Source organism: Phytoactinopolyspora halotolerans (genome assembly GCF_010550675.1).
Lineage (GTDB): Bacteria > Actinomycetota > Actinomycetes > Jiangellales > Jiangellaceae > Phytoactinopolyspora > Phytoactinopolyspora halotolerans.
On sequence record NZ_JAAGOA010000023.1, the window covers coordinates 8,335 to 25,699 of the forward strand.

Here is a 17,365-nt window from a genome sequence, read left to right on the forward strand (position 1 = left end):
GCCACCGGGGGTGTGTTGTTCGCCGCCCGACCCTCGGGTGAGGGCGACGCCGACGGCCGCGATCGCCAGCACCACCGCGGCGGCCAGAAGCCATGGCCCCGGGCGCCAGAGCGGGAGTGTCCGCCCTGCCGCCCGGGAAGGGGGCCGTCCGGCACCGGCCCCCGGCTTGGGATGCGTCCCGGGGCGCCGAGCGGCATCCCGTCTCACCTTCGTGCCCTCGGAGCTCCGGGTACGCATGCGTGTTCCTTCCTCTCAGACGTGCCGACCGGCTAGATCGGCGTCACCTCGGCCCCGGTCACAGCTGCTCCCGCAGTGCCTCGGCGACGGCGATCAGCTGCGCGCTGACCTCCGCATCGTCGACGTCCCCGGCGAACCGGATGAACCGCTCCAGTGCCTGCTCGGCCGTGGACGCATCGTCCCGGCTCGCCGCGCGCTCGGCGATGCTGAGCTGAGTACGCAGCTGGTTGTAGGTCCTCCGGTTCAGGACGCCGTCCTCGTGCAGCGTGTCGAGGTACTGCTGGACCCCGGCGTAGGTGACCTCGACCTCGAACGACACCATCACCTCGGTGACGTTGCCGGCCTCGTCGACGGCGCGTGCGGTGAGCTCGTGCGCCCCCGCCGCCGGCGCCGCCGTCGACGGGTTGTCCACCTCATCGCCGTCGAGTTCGACGGTGAGCGATGCGACGCCGGACGTGGCGTCGTCGGCCACGGCCTCCAGATCGAGCTCGGTCCCGAACTCGTAGCTGCCGCCGTCGTCGACGCCGGTCACCTCCACCTCGGGGGCGGTGGCGTCCACGGAGAGGTCGACCGCCACCGGGTCCGAGGTGTTCCCGGTCGCGTCCGTTCCGCGGAACTCCAGCTCGTGCACACCGTCGTCGGTGACCTGCACCGGCCCGTCATACGGCTCCCAGGAGCCGTCGCCGGTCCGGGTCTCGATCGCGACGTCCCCGCCGCTGTCGTCGGTCGCGGTGACCGTGACGGTCGGCGAGCTGACGTACCAGCCGTTGTCACCGTCCGCCTCGGCCGGATCGACCGCGACGTCCAGCTCCGGCGGCGTGGTGTCCTGCTCGTCCTCGACGAGCCGGAAGTAGTCGAACGCCACGGTCACCGGGTCCTGCTGCTCCGGACCGATCGCCATCAACCCGAACGACGTCATCTCGGCATCGTTGGTGACCGGGTCGCCCAGCGACGTCCAGTTGACGCCACCGTCGCTGACCCAACCGGAGTAGGTGTCCCCGGTCTTGGTCAGGCGCAGGTAGTACCAGCCGCTCTCGGTCGTCTCGGCGACGTCGAGCTGCCGGTTACCGCCGTTGCCGAAGGCGGCGTTGCGCTCCGACACCAGCTCCGCACCGAGATCCGTCGCGGCATCGGCCGGGTTGCGGGCGACGATGTCCAGCTTGACGTAGTTGTCGTCGTCGCCGTAGACCATCAACCCCGCCAGCTGCCACTGGTGCAGCATGGTCGGCGTCAGCCGGGTCTCGATCGTCCAGTCACCCTCGGACGGCAAGGACTGCAGGATGAAGTTGTCCGGATCCTGGTTGTCCGTGCCGTTGATGTCACCCGGCTGGGTCTGGATCCGCAGCTCGCCGTCGGTGACCTCGACCGCCGACGAGTCGTACCGCACCACCGCGTCCCAGCGGCACCCGTCGACCATGTCGCCGTCGAACTCGTCGCTCGGCTCCCGCTGCCCGTCATCGTCGGCGTCCGGGGTGATCGTGAAGTGCTCGAACACCGCGTCGACCTCGGGCTCGCCGGTGTCACCGGCGGCCATCAGGCCGACCGTGGCATCGTCGATCATCGACGCCGTACCGTCCAGGCCGGTCCACGTCTCGCCGTCGGCCGAGTAGGCGGCGGTGAGCTGCTCGCCGTTGCTGGCCAGCCGCAGATGCGCCGTGGACGGGAACTCCGCGGGCAACGTGATGCTGTCGTGCCAGGTCCGCGACCCGCCGGCCTCGGTCTGGAACTCCAGGATCCGGCCACCCGAGTTGTTGCGGGTGAACGCCAGCTTGACGTAGTCGTCGTCGCTGCCGTGCACCAGCAGCCCGGCGTGCTGCCACTCCCGGGTGTGCTCGATCGCGACCTGCGTCTCGATCTCCCACTCGCCGTCGCGTGCCGGCTGACCCACATAGCTGATCGGACCGGTGGACGCCTCGTTGATGTCGCCGTTGGTGACCGGCAGGACCAGCGCGCCGTCGGCGACCGTGGGCGGCAGGCCCTCGGCACCGCGGACCTCGGTCCAGCGGTCGGTGTTCAGCGCGTCACCGTCGAACTCGTCCGACCCCTTGCCGGGGCAGGTCGGGCCCGGTTCGGGATCCGGGTCCGGGTCCGGCGTCCACGCCTCGTCGCTGAGGGTGAAGCCGGAGAACGCCGCCTCGGTGCGGGTCGTGGTGCTGTGCGCCGTCACCGCCACGCCGATGTCCTGAACCGCGGCCGCACCGGACAGCGTCACCGGATCACCGACCTGGGTGAAGTTCTCACCGTCCTTGCTCCAGTACGACGTGTACTGATCACCGTCGCGGACGACGCGCACCCACGCCGGATAGCCGTGCGTGCCGGCCGAGGTGCTGGCGTCCAGCTGGCCGTTGCCGTCGGTGTCGCGCAGCCACTCGAACGAGTTCCCCGCCCGCATCGCCATCACCGCGTACCCCGGCGACGAGCCCGGCTGGGTCACGTCGTTGCGGACGATCAGGCCCGCCTTGGCCGAGTTGTGCGAGTTGGTCTGGCTCTCGATCTTGACCGTGGCGGTCCACTCTTCCCCACCGGCGGCCGGCAGGTACGCGGCACTGTACTGGTCGGTGCCCTGCCACATGTTCGCACCGGCGGAGTCGATCACCCAGGTGTCGGTGTCCGGCCGGTCGAACGCGCCGTCGGCGTTGGAGAACGTCACCCAGTCGCCGAACAGGTCGCCGACCTCCACCTGGACGATACGCGACGTCGTGCTGGCGCCCTGGTCGTTGGTGGCGACGGCGGTCAGCTGGTAGCGCTGCTCCTCCGCCACGTCCCAGGTCACCGCATACGGCGCCGTGTCGTCGGCCCCGATGGACTCGCCGTCGACGAAGAACTCGACCTCGGTGATCTCGTTCTCCGCGTCGCCGGCCTCGGCCGTGATCTCGATCTCACCCGGCTCCAGCTCGTCGTCGGCGGTCGGCGACGTGATCGACACCTTCGGCTTGGTGGTCGGTGAGACGCCCTGGCCGTCGGCCTCGATGAAGTTCAGCCGTCGCTCCCCTGCGTCGGGGAAGACCGCGTACAGCGTGAACGAGTCGCCCGGATCGCTCACCTCCACCGGCACGTCGACGTACCGGCCGCCGCTGGTGGCGGGCACCTCCGCGGTGCCCAGCAGCTCGCCGTCCGGTGCGTCCCGGCGCAACTCGATCGTGCCCTCCGCGGCCGCCGACGCCCGCAGGATCAGCGCGTCCACGTTGTGCAGGCTGACCGGCTCATACGACGCCCAGGCACCGTTCTGCCCGGCGATCGACGAACCGTGGCCCTCGATGTCCCGCGACCCGGCCACGGTGACGTCCTCGGAGTCGGAGAAGAACTCCGCCTCTCGCAGCTTCGGGAACAGCAGCGACGTGTCCTCTCCGCTCAGCGACGGGATGTCTCCCGCGCCGCGGTCGGTGTAACGACCGGTGAGGATGTAGAACACGTTCATGTCCTCGCTGTGCCCGCCGCCCAGGGCCGTCTTCACCGAGCCGGTCCGCCCGGTGAGCGGATCGGCCGGGTGCGGATGGTCGTCGTGGCCGAGCGCCGGCTGGATGACGACGTCGGAGTCGGCGATCTCCTCGTCCTCGGCGTCCTCCACCCTCAGGTCCCAGCTGACCTCGTCGCCGAAGTCGAAGAACGCACCGTCCGGCGGAAGGTTGAACTCCACCTCGGGCCGGGTGTTGCCGACCGTGATCGGCACCGTGGTCGTGCCTGTCTTACCGTCCGGATCGGTGACGGTCAGCCGGGCGTCGTACACGCCGTTCTCGGTGTACGTGTGGGTGACCGACTCCCCGGTCTCGTCCACCGTGCCGTCTCCGTCGAAGTCCCACTCGTAGCTCAGTGCGGCGCCCTCCGGGTCGCTGCTGCCGTCGTCGCTGAACTCGACCGTCAACGGGGCGTGCCCGGAGTCCGGGGAGGCCGTCGCGCGCGCCGTGGGCGAGCGCGAACCGGAGACGTAGTCGACGCGGTACAGTCCCGAGTTCGGGTTGTCCCGGCCGAAGCCGCCGCCCCAGTCCATGACGTACAGCGATCCGTCCGGCCCGAACGTGGAATCGATCGGCGCCATCCAGTTCTCTCCGGGCAGGAACGGGTTGGCCTTGCCCAGCCCGCCCTCGTCGTCCAGGATCAGCGAGTACATCTTGTTCTTCGACCACTCGTAGAAGAACGGCTTGCCGTCGTAGTACTCGGGGAACTTCGTCTCCGACTCGAGGTCCGGGTCGAAGTCGTAGAACGGCCCGCCCATCGGCGCCAGCCCGCCCCCGGGCGGGATGACCTCCGGCACGGACGAGGTCTGGTACCCGTAGTACATCTCCGGCTCCTGCGCCGCCGGCAGTTCGGTCAGGCCGGTGTTGCGCGAGGAGTCGTTGATCGGGTTGTCGCAGTCGAAGTAATCCCCGACCGTCACCGGGTTGGTGGTGTAGTCGACGTCCCGGTAGGGCTCGTTCGGCCCGATGCACAGCGGCCAGCCGTAGAAACCCGGCTCCTTGATCAGGTTCCACTCGACCATGCCAGCGGGGCCGCGGTTCGCGTTGTTGTTGCTGTTGTCCGGGGCGTAGTCGGCGAGCCCGACCCAGCCGGTCTCCGGGTCGACGGTGAACCGGAACGGGTTGCGGAAGCCCATCGCGTAGATCTCCGGACGGGTGTTCTCCGTGCCGGGCGCGAACAGATTGCCCTCCGGGATGCTGTACGTCCCGTCCGGCTCGGGCGTGATCCGCAGCAGCTTGCCGCGCAGGTCGTTCGTGTTGGCCGAGGTCTCCCGGGCGTCGTGGAACGTGCCTTCCCGCTCGGACAGCGGTGCGTATCCGCCGGACGGCTCGGAGTGCGGGTTGACGTCGTCGCCGACGGACAGGAACAGGTTGCCGTCCGGGCCGAACTCCAGCCCACCACCGGTGTGCCCCGGCTCGTCCGGCAGCCGGCGCGCCGGCACTTCGAGCATCACGACCTCGGAGGCAGGATCGATCTGGGAGTTCTCGCCGACGGTGAACCGGGAGAGCCGGTTGAAGAAGTTCTCCGGGTCGGTGTCGTCGGAGCTTGCCGGCGAGTAGTACAGGAACAGGTGGCCGTTCTCCTCGAAGTCCGGGTCGAGGGCGATGCCCAGCAGGCCGTCCTCGCCGCCGGAGTAGACCGGGATGGTGATCGCCGTCGAGGTCGTCTCGGTCTCCGGATCGAAGACCCGGATCTGGCCACGGACCAGCTCGGTGAAGAACACCCGGCCGTCCGGGGCCACGTCGAGCCCGAACGGCGCGCTGGTGTTCTGGTCCAGCGCGACCCGCTCGAACTGGTCCCACTTGGTGCCGCCGCAGTCACCTTCGGCGACGCCGGCCGCCCACTGCACACCGCCGACGATGTGCTGAACCAGCTGCGGCTCGTTGTAGTGCTCCGGGAAGTGGCCCAGCCCGGTCACCCAGGCGCGACCGCCGTCGTACGGCTTGCACCAGGAGATGGGGTGGTCGTAGCCCATGGCGTTGCCGCCGGGGTTGTACGTCGTCTCGTCCAGCGTGAGCAGCACGTGCGCGTCCCCGCGGACGTTGACCGAGTAGTTGTACCACTCGTCGCGCCGCACCCACTCGAAGTCTTCCAGGTGCGCGGTGGACGGGTGCGTGTTGTCCTCCACCTTGATGGTCGCTTCCAGCCCCAGCGGAGGCGACGTGGCGGCGTGCCCGGGCATCAGCGCCCCGATCAGGTCGTCCCACCACTGGTAACCGCCGCGCATGTCGGTGGCGTTGTGGATGGCGACGATCCCGCCGCCGGCCTGCTGGTACCGTTCCATGGCCGCCTTCTCGTCGGCGGTCCATGGGTCGCCGTTGGCCTGGAACACCACCAGCGCGTCGAAGTGCGCCAGGTCCTCGTCGGTGAAGACGCTCGAATCGTTGGTCGCCTCCGAGGTGATGCCCGCGTCGGCGAAGGCGTCCTGCAGGACCGGCACGGCGTAGTCGATCGAGTCGTCGTGCCAGTCGCCGGCCGCGGTTTCGGTGAAGATCAGCACATGCGCCTCGCCGTGCTCACCATCGTGAGCCGACGACGGCATCGCATACAGGAATGAGAGCGCTAAGACTGCGGCGAGGACTGCGGCCAGAAGCCGGATCCACCGCACGCGTAAGGCCACGTTCATCAGGGTTCCTCCAGGGAACGCATCGAAGGGATTCAACGGTTCTCGAAGACCCTCGGCGTGCCGGCGCCGGCGGTCGACGTGGGAGCGTCCTCGGTGACTAGCGCATCCCTCCCCTCGCGAGCCTGCTGAGGTAGGAAAGCCCGTCGACGGCGATCGCGTCCTGGCTCGACGCCAGCGGCCGCCAGATCGAGGCGGCCGTCGCGATCGTCGCGTTCTCGGCGGTGAACGACTCGATGACCAGCGGACCCCGGTACCCCGCCGCGTCCAGGGCGGCGACGATGCCCGGCCAGTCGAGATGGTCGGCCCCCGGGGCGCCCCGGTCGTTCGCGCAGACCTGCACGTGCGCGATCCGGCCGGCGGCGCGCCCGATGGCCGCCGGTATGTCCTGCTCTTCGATATTCATGTGGTAGACGTCCAGGGCCAGCCCGCAGCCGGCCGGGGGGAGGCCGTCCAGCGCCTCGAGCGCCTGGTCCACGGTGTTGAGCACGCTCGTCTCGTACCGGTTGAGCGGTTCCACGCCCACCGTCACGCCGGCGCCCATCGCATGCTCGACCACCGGGTCCAGGCTCTCCCGCAGCTGCTCGTAGCAGGCCCGCCGCTCGGCCTCGGTCATCCGCCAGGTGCGCCCGACCGACGCGTACGCCGGTCCGGCGATCACCGGGGCGGAGACCGTGGCCGCCGCGTCGACCACCTGGCGCAGGTAGTCACGGGTGGCGGCGATCGTCTCCCGCTCGGCCGCCACCAGCTCGCGGCCTGGGCCCATCACCAGCGTCACCGTGGCCGCCAGACCCAGCGAGTCCAGCAGCTTGGCGGCGCGAGCAGGGTCCCAGTCGCCGGGGTTCTCCACCGGGAGTTCGATCACGTCGAACCCCCAGTCGGCGATCCGCGGTGCCAGCTCGGCCAGGGTGCGGTCGGTCAGCGGCGAGGTCCACACCCACGTGTTGACCCCGAACGTCCTCGCGCTCATCGGTCCTGCCATGCCTCCGGGTAGCCGGGCAGGTCCTCGCCGCCGAACTTGGCGTAGTGCAGGCTCGGCATGTCGGCGTTGCGCTCGAGGAACTCGCCCCGGTTCTCCTCGGTGATCGGCTCCTGCGGCAGCACCCACTCCGCGGGCACCTCCTCGCCGTTCCAGATCTTCACCGCCGCCTCGATCGGGGTGCGCCACTGGAAGTTGGAGTACACCGGCGCGATCGCGGTCATGCCGGTCTCTTCCCACTTGCGCATGAAGCTCAACTCGTCCTCGCCCATCATCACCGGGTAGTCGTTGCCGGTGTCCTCGAACGCCTCGATCGCCGCGACCGACCCGTCACCGGCGTCCATCCAGATGCCGTCGACGTCACCGCGCTGCAGGTACTGGGTGACGAGGTCCTTGATCTGCGCGCCGTCGCCGCCGGTGAACTCGTCACCGAGGATCTCCAGCTCGCTGTCGGCGAAGATCTCCTGGGCGGCGGCCCAGCGGTGTTCCAGCACATCCACGCCGGGCAGGATGCGCAGTGCCAGCACGGACGAGCCCGGCTCCAGGTTCTCCACCAGGAACTCGGCGCCGTCGGCGCCGTAGGCGTAGCCGCCGATCGGGTGGATGAACGTCACCATGCAGTCGGTGTTCACGCCGCGGTCGAAGACGATGACGGGGATGCCGCTGTCGCATGCCGCCTCGACCGCCGGCGTCAACGTCGCCGTGGTGGACGGCGAGATGATGAGGGCGCCGCAGTCACCGGAGTCGATGAACGCCTGGATGTCCGAGATCTGCTGGTTGTCGTCGTCGGCGGCGTCGGAGACCTGGAAGTCGTCGATCTCACCGGCGTCGGTGAACACGTCCACCTGCTGCTGCATGGTGATCCATCCGGTCACCCGCCACGGGTTGCTGACCGACGCGTTGGAGAAGCACAGCGTGCGGTTCTCCTCCTGGGCGAACTCGGACGTGTCGACCCATTCCGGCTCGATCGCCTGCAGCCAGGGCTGGTCGGCGGGCCCCTCCGGCTCGATGTCCCGCTGTGCGAGCTGCCGTTCGTAGTCCGCGCGGACGAACCACTCCCCGTCCTCGGATTCCGCGGGCTCGTCGTCGCCCTCGTCGTCGGCGGCGTCGTCGCCGGAGTCCTCCGGTTCCTGTTCGCCCTCGTCGGCCGGTGCCTCGTCTTCCGGAGCCGTCTCCGTCGGCTCATCCGTCGTACATGCGGCGAGTGTCAATGCCGCGGTGGCGGCAGCGACGAGTAGAACACGGGTCTTTCGCATGTCTTCCTCCCTAGGTGGCCGCGGGTTCGCGGTCCGGATTCTGATCGGGTGGTGCCGCCGGAGCATGGTCCTGCGCACCGGGCCCGGCACGCTCGCGGGCCGCATAGGCCACGGCCGCGATGATGATCACGCCCTGCACTGCGGGCCGGATCGTGCTCGGCAACGCCATCTGGTTGAACAGCGTGAACAAGGCCTGGATGGTCAGCGCACCGGCCATCGCGGCCACCACGGTTCCGCGTCCGCCGCCCAGGACCACACCCCCGAGCACGACGGCCGTGATCGCCGTGAATTCGAGTCCCTGGCCGACCTGCGCCGTCACCCCGGCGAACCCGCCGATGAGCACGCCGGCCAGGGTGGCCATCAGGCTGGACAAGACGAACGCCGACGTCCGTACCTGCCAGACCCGGACCCCGGCGAACATGGCCGCCTGGTCGTTGTCTCCGGTGGCGACGAGGGTCCGGCCGTACGAGCTGCGCATCACGACGATCGCCAGCACGACCACGGCGACGAGGATGATCAGCGCCCACGGCAGCTGCCGCACCACCGGCATGTCGATGCCGCCGCGACCGGCCGTCCGGAACGCCTCGGAGAGCGCACCCTTGGGCGAGCCGCCGGTCCACAGCCGGATCGCCCCGTAGAGCACCAGCATCATGCCGAGCGTGGTGATCAGGGAGTGCACCTTCAGCAACGTGGTGATCAGCCCGTTCACCAGGCCGACGAGGGCGCCGAAGGCGAGCATGACGAGCAGCACCGGCACCGTCCGGCTCTCCTCGCCGTCGATCAGCGCGGCGGCGATCACCACCTGGGCGCCCACCAGGGAGCCGACGGACAGGTCCAGCTCCCCGCAGACGATGACGAAGTACTGCCCCACGGCCAGTACCACCAAGGGCGCCGCCGCCTTCAGGAACGCCATCAGCGACGGCGGCTCGGCGAAGCTGGGATTCATCACGAAGATGAGCGCAAAGATCACGATCAGCAGCGCGAACACGGTGGGACCACCGCCGCCGAACAGCCGCCCGGCGAGGCCGGCCAGTCTCGTCCCGGTGCTGGTCGCGGCGGCGCGACCGGGATCCGTCGCGGTCATCGGACACCCCCTTGGTGCGGGCGAGCCGGATCGTCGTCATGTCGCGGCGGCGGCTCCGGTGGTGGTCCACCGTCCGCGCCGCCGTCGCCGCCGAACCGGGCTCTGCTGGCGCGGACGTCCAGCCGGCGACGAGCGTAGATGGCCACCGCGGCGATGATGATCACGCCACGGAGCACGTCCTTGAAGAACGGGTCCACCTGCAAGATGTTGAAGATGGTGTCGAGCTCGGCGAGGATCAGCACCCCGGCCAGCGTGCCGGCGACGCCTCCCCGGCCACCCATCAGGAACGTGCCGCCCAGGACGACCGCCGCGATGGACTCCAGCTCGTAGCCGTTCTCATAAACCTCCGCGCTGCCGGTGCCGAAACGCGCCGCGAGGAGCAGCCCGGCGACGCCCGCCGTCATCGCGCAGAGCACGTGAGCGGTCACCATCACCCGGCCGGTACGGATACCCGACATCCGGGCCACCTCGGCGTTGCCGCCGACGGCGTACATGTGGAAGCCGGTGCGCGTCTTGCGCAGATAGAGGATCCCGGCCACCGCCGCGAGCAGCATCACCGCGGCCGAGACGGGCACGAACCCGATCCGGCTGTACCCGAACTGACGGAAGGACTCAGGCACCGCACCGGCGGGCCCTTTGTACTCCGTGTCGAGGTAGCCCTTAATGATCAGCCCCATGCCGAGCGTGGTGATGAACGGGTTCACCTTGAGCACCGAGATGATCAGCCCGTTGGCCAGGCCGATGCCGCCGGCGACCAGCAGCGTCACGGCGATGGCCAGCGGCACCCGGGCCGGATCACCGTCCATCGTGGTGGCGGCGACCAGGCTGGAGAGTGCGACGACGTAGCCGACGGAGAGGTCGAGCGAACGGCACAGGATCACCAGGGTCTGTCCGATCGCGATGAAACCCAGCAGGCTGGACCGGCTGAGCATCTCGACCGTGTTGGCGGTGCTGAACAGGTTCTTGTCCTGCAGGGCAACCAGAATCGCGCCGCCGACCATCACCCCCAGCAGAGCCAGGTACACCAGCTCCGTGGTGCCCAGCCGCCGGCGGATGGCCGTGGTCGGCGCCTCCGCGACGTCCGCCACGCGGTTCGCGGTCCGGCTCATGCCCGTGGGTCGCGTTCCACTCCTCATGATGAGGTCACCTCGTCGACGTCGTGGCCGGTGGCCAGCGCCATCACCTGCTCCTCGGTCGAGCCGCGAGGCAGCTCGCCCGCGATCCTGCCGTCGGAGAGCACGACGATCCGGTCGGCCATGCCGATCACCTCGGGAAGCTCGGAGGAGATCATCAGCATCGCCACGCCTTGCGCGGCCAGCTCGCGCATCAGGGTGTACACGCGTTCCTTCGCGCCCACGTCGATGCCGCGGGTCGGCTCGTCCAGCACGATCACCTCCGGTTCGGTCGCCAGCCACTTGGCCAGCACCACCTTCTGCTGGTTGCCTCCGGACAAGAAGCGGACCTCCTGGTCGTAGCCGCGCGCCACGAGGTCGAGTGAGGAGAGGATGCCGGGGACGCGCCGGGCATACCGGGCCGACCGGCGGGGCGTCACGGCATCCAGCACGAGCCGGGCGTTGGCCAGCACGGACTGATTCAGCGCCAGTCCTTGCGCCTTGCGGTCCTCGGTGACCAGCGCCAGCCCGGCGCGCACCGCCTGCCGCGGTGACCGGATGCGCACCGGCCGGCCGTGCAGACGGATCTCACCGCGGGTGAACCGCTCCACACCGAAGAGCGCGTGCGCCACCTCGGTGCGGCCGCTTCCCTGCAGCCCGGCGAGCGCGGTGATCTCACCGGCGCGCAGCTCGAGGTCGATGCCGTCGAGCTGGTCGTTGCCGCCGCCGCGGACCTGCAGCCGCACGTCGCCGGCCTCGGTCCCGGGCAGCTTGTCCGGGAAGAAGCTGGTGATCGGCCGGCCCACCATCTTGCGGACCAGAGCGTCCGGGGTGATGGCGGCGGTGTCCACCGTGTCGACCAGGTGCCCGTCCTTCAGGATCGTCACCCGGTCGGAGAGGTCGAAGATCTCCTTGAGCCGGTGCGAGACGTACAGGATCGCCACCCCGCGTTCGCGCAGCCGCTGGACCAGGCCGTAGAGCAGCTCCACTTCCTCGTCGGAGAGCGCCGCGGTGGGCTCGTCCATGGAGATGATCCGGGCGTCGTAGGACAGTGCCTTGACGATCTCCACGATCTGCTGGCCGGCCACCGACAGCGACCGCACCGGGCTCTGCGGCGCCAGCCAGCTCAGCCCGAGGTCCTGCAGCAGCTCCGCGGTGTGAGCGTTCATCCGCCCCGCGTCGACCAGGCCCCGGTCGCGCGGCTCGCGGCCCAGGAAAACGTTCTCCGCCACCGTCCGGTCAGGCAGCAGGTTGAACTCCTGGAAGACGGTCGACACCCCGGCGTGCTGCGCCTGCAGCGGGTGCTCGAACGCCACGTCCTGACCGTCCAGCTCGATCCGGCCGCCGTCCGCCTGGTACACGCCGGCCAGGATCTTCATCAGCGTCGACTTGCCCGCGCCGTTCTCTCCGACCAGCGCATGCACCTCGCCGGCCCGCACGTCCAGGTCCACACCGTGCAGGACCTGCACGCCGAGGAAGGACTTGTCGATCCCCCTCATACGAAGCATCATGTGCTCCCTCGTGTCCGTCATCTCAGTGATCGACGCCACACCCATGGGCGAGACGCTAGAGGTACTTTTGTATCTGCGTCAAGCAAAAGTTGCTTACTTGTTACGATTCTCCCGATTGCATGCATGCATAAGACGGGTGTGTTTCACTGACCTTATGAACGAAGATGTTGGTGACGCGGCGCAAACGACGTCGCCGGTCGCCATCGACGGCGCCTCGCCCTACGGCGCTGGGGCCCTGTTCCAGATCCTTCGCGACGGCCGGCACCGCACCCGCGCCGAGCTGGCGGCCGAGACCGGCCTGGCCCGCTCCACCGTCACGCAACGCGTCGACGCGCTGTTGATGAGCAACCTCATCGGCCCGGCGGATAAGGGCGCGTCCACCGGCGGACGGCCGCCCACCCGGTTCGCCTTCAACCGGGCGGCACGCATCGTGCTGGCCGCGGACATCGGCGCCACCCACGTACGCGCGGCCGTCACCGACCTCACCGGCGGCATCCTGGCCGAGGCCCGAGAAGAGATCGCGGTGGAGGCCGGACCGGAGAAGGTGCTCGGATGGGTCGACACGGCCGGGCGCGAGCTCATCGCGGAGGCCGGCCGCACCCTCGACGACCTGCTCGGCGTCGGCGTCGGACTGCCTGGCCCGGTCGAGCACTCCACCGGGCGCCCGGTCAACCCGCCGATCATGCCCGGCTGGGACGGCTTCGACGTCCAGGGCTACCTGCACGAGCGTTTCCACGCCATCGTGCTGGCCGACAACGACGTGAACATCATGGCGCTCGGCGAGCACTTCACCCGCTGGAGAGAAGCGCCGCACCTGATGTTCATCAAGGTCGCCACCGGCATCGGCTGCGGGCTGATCAGCGACCACCGGCTGCACCGCGGCGCCCAGGGCGCGGCCGGCGACCTGGGCCACATCCAGCTGCCCCGTGGCTCCGACGTGCCGTGCCGCTGCGGCAACACCGGATGCCTCGAGGCGGTCGCCAGCGGCGCGGCGATCGCCGCCCAGTTGCGCGAGTCCGGCATCGAAGCGAGGTCCAGCCGGGACGTGGTCGCCTGGGCCCGCAGCGGATCGGTGCAGGCGCTGCAGCTGATCCGGCAGGCCGGTCGTGACCTCGGCGACGTGCTCGCCGCGGCCGTCAGCCTGTTCAACCCGTCGGTCATCGTCATCGGCGGATCGCTCGCACAGGCGGGGGACCACCTCATCGCCGGTGTCCGCGAGGCCGTCTACCGTCGCTCCCTGCCGCTGGCCACCCAGCACCTGCGCATCGTGCGCGCGGAGACCGACGACCGGGACGGCATCGTCGGCGCCGCCGTCATGGTGATCGACCACGCGCTCTCCGCCGCCCAAGTGGACAAGCTCGTCACACCGCCACGATGACCGCCTGGCCGGCCCCGCCCGCGCGGCAGCCGGCCCGGCGGCGCCGGCCGGGCTCGTCACCGCACCACCCGGGCGGGCCCCCCGGGTCAGCGTGTCCTCCGGCGGACGAGTTCGGCCAGCAGCCGTAGCTCGTCGGCGGCGTCCGGGTCCGGGCCGGCGCGATCCAGGGCCGCCAGAGCCAGCCGGGATCGCCGCTCGGCCTCGGCCTGCGCCCATCGCCGGCCGCCCGCGCGCTCGACCAGTTCCACCATCCGCACCACCTCGTCATCCGGCGGGTCCACACCATCGGTGCGCCCGGCCGACGCATACAGCGGACCGCGACCGGGGTAACGTTCGTTCAACTCCGCGCCGGCCTCGTTCTCCGCCGCCAGCGCGGCGACGATCGGCAACGTCATCTTCCGGCTCGCCAGATCGGAGCCGACCGGTTTGCCGGTAGACGCCGGGTCGCCCCAGATACCCAACAGGTCGTCAGTGAGCTGGAACGCCACGCCCAGCTGGCAGCCGAACTCCTGGTACAAGGCGGCGACGTCGGCCGAGGCTCCGGCCGCCATGGCACCGAGGCGGCAGGCGCAGCCGAGCAGCGCGCCAGTCTTGTCCTCCGCCATCGCCAGGCACCCGGCCAGGTCGACCGGTTCGCTCCCGGCCTGCAGCGCCAGGTCGGTCGCCTGGCCGCGGCACAACCTCAGCAGCGCCCCGCTCAGCACCTCCGCCGCCCGCGGGTCGCTCCTCGCGACCGTGTGCAGCGCGGCGCCGAGCAGCGTGTCACCGGTGAGGATCGCCCGGCCGGTGCCGAAGACCGTCCACGCGGCCGGCCGGTGCCGCCGGGTGCGGTCGCCGTCCATGACGTCGTCGTGCAGCAGCGAGAAGTCGTGCAACAGCTCCACCGCCACGGCCGCCGCCGTCACCGCACCCGTCACCGCGCCTGAGGCGCCCGGACCGGCGCCGGCGGCGCGGGCGCTGGAGAGGACCAGCGCGGGCCGCAGCGCCTTCCCCGGGCGGCTCCGGCGATGTCCCTCGGCGTCCCACAGGCCGGCGTGGTATCCGGCGATCACCCGGACGCTCTCCGGAAGCCCGTCCAGCACCGCCCGCAACTCCGGCTCGATCAGCCGCCGCGCCTCGTCCAAGAGCCGATCGGCCGACGTGCGCGGGTCGACGACCACCGCGGTCCCGTCCCGAGACCGGGTCACCGGGCACTCACCGGCGCACCGGCCAGCTCCAGCAGCAATCCGTACACCTCGGTGGCGGCGATCCGTTCCCGGGCGACGTCCTCGTTCGAGCACAGCAGCACGGGCCCGTGTGCCGGGTCGTCCGGTAGCCGCCCGTGGCTGCCGCGGACCGGCGACGGGTCGAGCGGCACCACGTTCATCGCGTACCGGAGGCCAAGCTTCTTTCGGGCCAGGCCGCCGGCGGCGCGCAGTTTCACCCATGGATCCGCCGGGTCGAGGAACAGCTCGGCCGGGTCATAGCCGGGTTTCTTGTGGATGTCGACGGCCCGGGCGAAGTCAGGCGCCCGGGCGTCGTCCAGCCAGTAGTAGTAGGTGAACCAGGCGTCCGGCTCGGCCACCAGCACCAGTTCGCCCGCCCGCTCGTGGTCCAGCCCCTGTGCCGCCTTTCCGTCCGCGTCGAGGACCTCGGCCACCCCGGGCAGCTCGGACACGATGCCGCGCACCCGGTCCAGATCGGCCGGGTCACGCACGTAGACGTGTGCGACCTGGTGGTCCGCGACGGCGAAGGCCCGCGACGTCCACGGGTCGAGCAGCTCACCACTGGCGTTGGTATGCACATGCAGTAGCCCGGCCTGGCGCAGCGCCCGGTTGACGTCCACCGGGCGATGGGCGTGGGTGATGCCGTACTCGCTGAGCACGACGACGGTCACGCCCTGGTCGCCGGCGTCGTCCAGCAACGGCGCCAGCACCGCGTCGACGTCGCGGGCCGCGGCCACCGCCTGCGGGCTGTCCGGGCCGAAGCGTTGCAGGTCGTAGTCGAGATGCGGGACGTAGGCGAGGGTGAGGTCGTGCTCCGGCAGCAGCATCCTGGTGGCCTCGACGATCCACCGCGAGCTCTCGATCGAGGCCGTGGGTCCCCAGTAGTGGAACAGCGGGAACGTGCCGAGCCGGTCGGTGAGCACCCGATGCAGCGCCGGCGGCCAGGTCCAGCAGTCCGGCGACTTGCGCCCGTCGGCGTGATACACCGGCCGCGGCGTGATGGTGGTGTCGGTACTCGAGCCCATCGCGTACCACCAGCAGATGTTGGCCACCCGGTAGCCGGGGCGGCTGCGCCTGATGGTCTCCCACACCTTCTCGCCGCCGACCAGCCGGTTGTGCTGCCGCCAGAACAACACCTCGCCCAGGTCACGGAAGAACCAGCCGTTCCCGACGATTCCATGCTCGCGCGGCATCGTCCCGGTCAGAAACGTGGACTGGGCCGAACACGTCACCGCGGGCAGAACGGTACCCAGCTCCGCCGAGAACCCCTCGGTGGCGAGTCTGCTCAATCGGGGCATGTGCGCCAGCAGCCGCGGGGTGAGCCCGACGACGTCGATGACCAGCAACTTCTCACTCACAGCGCCTCCATACCGAGCTCCGACATGCGTCCGGCCGTCCAGCTCAGCTCGGCCGCCAAACCGTCCACCAGGCCGGCGACGTCATCCGGCCGCCGGCCCTGTGGCAGCACCGACCAGGTGTAGGTCTCCACCTCGACGTGGTCGGTCGCCGCCGTGGCGCCGCCGAAGAGCAGGCCGAGTGTCTGCTGCAGGTGGTCATGGGTGCCGCCCAGCGGTTCGGCCGGAGGTTCGTGCAGCGGCACGTGGAAGTGCACCCGCCACGGTCCGCGGCCGCGCAGAGCCCGTCGGCCCTCCAGCGCCTCGGGCAGATCGTCCCGGCCGACGGTGCGGCCGGCGGCATGTTCGCGGGCCTGGTGCAGGAACCGGTCCTCGGCGTAGCGGGTCAGCTCCGCCCTGGTGGCCGGATCAGCCGGCGCGGCGGCGTGCAGCGCAGCCGACGCCTGGGTCTTGACCACCGGCAGCCCGGCGTCGGCGAGGCGCTGCAGCGCCGCCGCGGGCTCCTCGAACTGCACCGCCAGATGGCAGGTGTCCAGGCACACCCCGATCCGTTCCCGGTCCACCGAAGCGAGCCGCTCGGCCGCCTCCGTCGTGGTCTCCACGATGCAGCCGGGTTCCGGCTCCAGGCCGACCCGGATGGTGCGCCCGGTCTCCGCCTCCAGCTTCTCCAGACCGTCGGCCAGCCGGGCCAAGTGCTCCTCGGCCTGCCGCTGCCGGTCGGCGTACCACGGGCTGCGCCAGCCCAGCGGCAACGTGGAGATGCTGCCGCGGGCCGCGTCGTCCGGCAGCAGCCGGGCCAGCACGGCCGCACAGTCCAGGGTGTATTCCAGCCGGGCCGGCTCACACCAGTCCGGCCGGTAGACCGCCTTCTTCACCTCGGGGTCGTGGAAGCCGGCGTACGGGAATGCGTTCAGCGTCACGACCTCGAGCCCGTTGCCGTCGAGAGCCTCGCGCAGCCGTCGCAGATCGGCGTCGTGGCCGGCCAGGTGCGCGGCGACCGGCGCGGGAAGCCACAGGCCGAGCCCGAGCCGCTCGACGCCGAGCCGGGACCGGACCCCGCCGCCATAGGTGCGCACCTGCTCCAGCAGGGCCTCGAGGTCCTCCGTGGGGTGGACGTTGGTGCAGTACGCCAGGTGGACGACCGTGCCGTCGGGATGCCGCAGCCGCAT

General features: G+C 70.4%; 10 protein-coding genes and 1 pseudogene. 1 reads left to right on the forward strand and 10 read right to left on the reverse strand.

Annotated elements, in window-relative coordinates:
• The 7 genes and pseudogenes from G1H10_RS32555 to G1H10_RS25360 all read right to left on the reverse strand — a co-directional run.
• Positions 1-237: pseudogene (locus tag G1H10_RS32555) on the reverse strand (hypothetical protein); the annotation flags it as partial.
• Positions 238-295: 58 nt separating this feature from the next.
• Positions 296-6,319, reverse strand: a complete 6,024-nt coding sequence (locus G1H10_RS25335) for a ThuA domain-containing protein (RefSeq protein ID WP_163743216.1) — start codon at positions 6,317-6,319, stop codon at positions 296-298.
• A 97-nt stretch (positions 6,320-6,416) separates the two neighbouring features.
• The gene (locus G1H10_RS25340) at positions 6,417-7,286 is read right to left on the reverse strand and encodes a sugar phosphate isomerase/epimerase family protein (protein WP_163743218.1); all 870 of its coding nucleotides are present in this window, start codon (positions 7,284-7,286) and stop codon (positions 6,417-6,419) included.
• Positions 7,283-8,551, reverse strand: coding sequence for a substrate-binding domain-containing protein (locus G1H10_RS25345; protein WP_163743220.1), 1,269 nt, complete (start codon positions 8,549-8,551; stop codon positions 7,283-7,285). Before G1H10_RS25345 ends, G1H10_RS25340 begins: the two co-directional genes overlap by 4 nt.
• Before the next feature lie 10 nt (positions 8,552-8,561).
• Entirely contained in the window at positions 8,562-9,635 is a 1,074-nt protein-coding gene (locus G1H10_RS25350) for an ABC transporter permease (protein WP_163743222.1), read from the reverse strand.
• The gene (locus tag G1H10_RS25355) at positions 9,632-10,744 is read right to left on the reverse strand and encodes an ABC transporter permease (RefSeq protein ID WP_163743356.1); all 1,113 of its coding nucleotides are present in this window, start codon (positions 10,742-10,744) and stop codon (positions 9,632-9,634) included. The genes G1H10_RS25350 and G1H10_RS25355 overlap by 4 nt, the downstream gene beginning before the upstream one ends.
• Positions 10,745-10,767: 23 nt before the next feature.
• Positions 10,768-12,255, reverse strand: a complete 1,488-nt coding sequence (locus G1H10_RS25360; protein ID WP_376778661.1) for a sugar ABC transporter ATP-binding protein — start codon at positions 12,253-12,255, stop codon at positions 10,768-10,770.
• 157 nt (positions 12,256-12,412) lie between these two features.
• Between G1H10_RS25360 and G1H10_RS25365 the strand changes: the two genes are divergently transcribed.
• Complete coding sequence (locus G1H10_RS25365) at positions 12,413-13,636, forward strand: ROK family transcriptional regulator (RefSeq protein WP_163743226.1); 1,224 nt, start codon at positions 12,413-12,415, stop codon at positions 13,634-13,636.
• A gap of 86 nt (positions 13,637-13,722) precedes the next feature.
• Here the strand turns inward: G1H10_RS25365 and G1H10_RS25370 are convergent, their stop codons facing one another.
• The 3 genes from G1H10_RS25370 to eboE are packed head-to-tail and all read right to left on the reverse strand — an operon-like array spanning position 13,723 to position 17,365.
• Positions 13,723-14,823, reverse strand: a complete 1,101-nt coding sequence (locus G1H10_RS25370) for a polyprenyl synthetase family protein (protein ID WP_216853651.1) — start codon at positions 14,821-14,823, stop codon at positions 13,723-13,725.
• Complete coding sequence (locus G1H10_RS25375; RefSeq protein WP_163743228.1) at positions 14,820-16,199, reverse strand: alkaline phosphatase family protein; 1,380 nt, start codon at positions 16,197-16,199, stop codon at positions 14,820-14,822. The genes G1H10_RS25370 and G1H10_RS25375 overlap by 4 nt, the downstream gene beginning before the upstream one ends.
• A complete protein-coding gene (gene eboE / locus G1H10_RS25380) occupies positions 16,196-17,365 on the reverse strand; it encodes a metabolite traffic protein EboE (protein ID WP_163743230.1) in 1,170 nt (389 codons plus the stop codon). The genes G1H10_RS25375 and eboE overlap by 4 nt, the downstream gene beginning before the upstream one ends.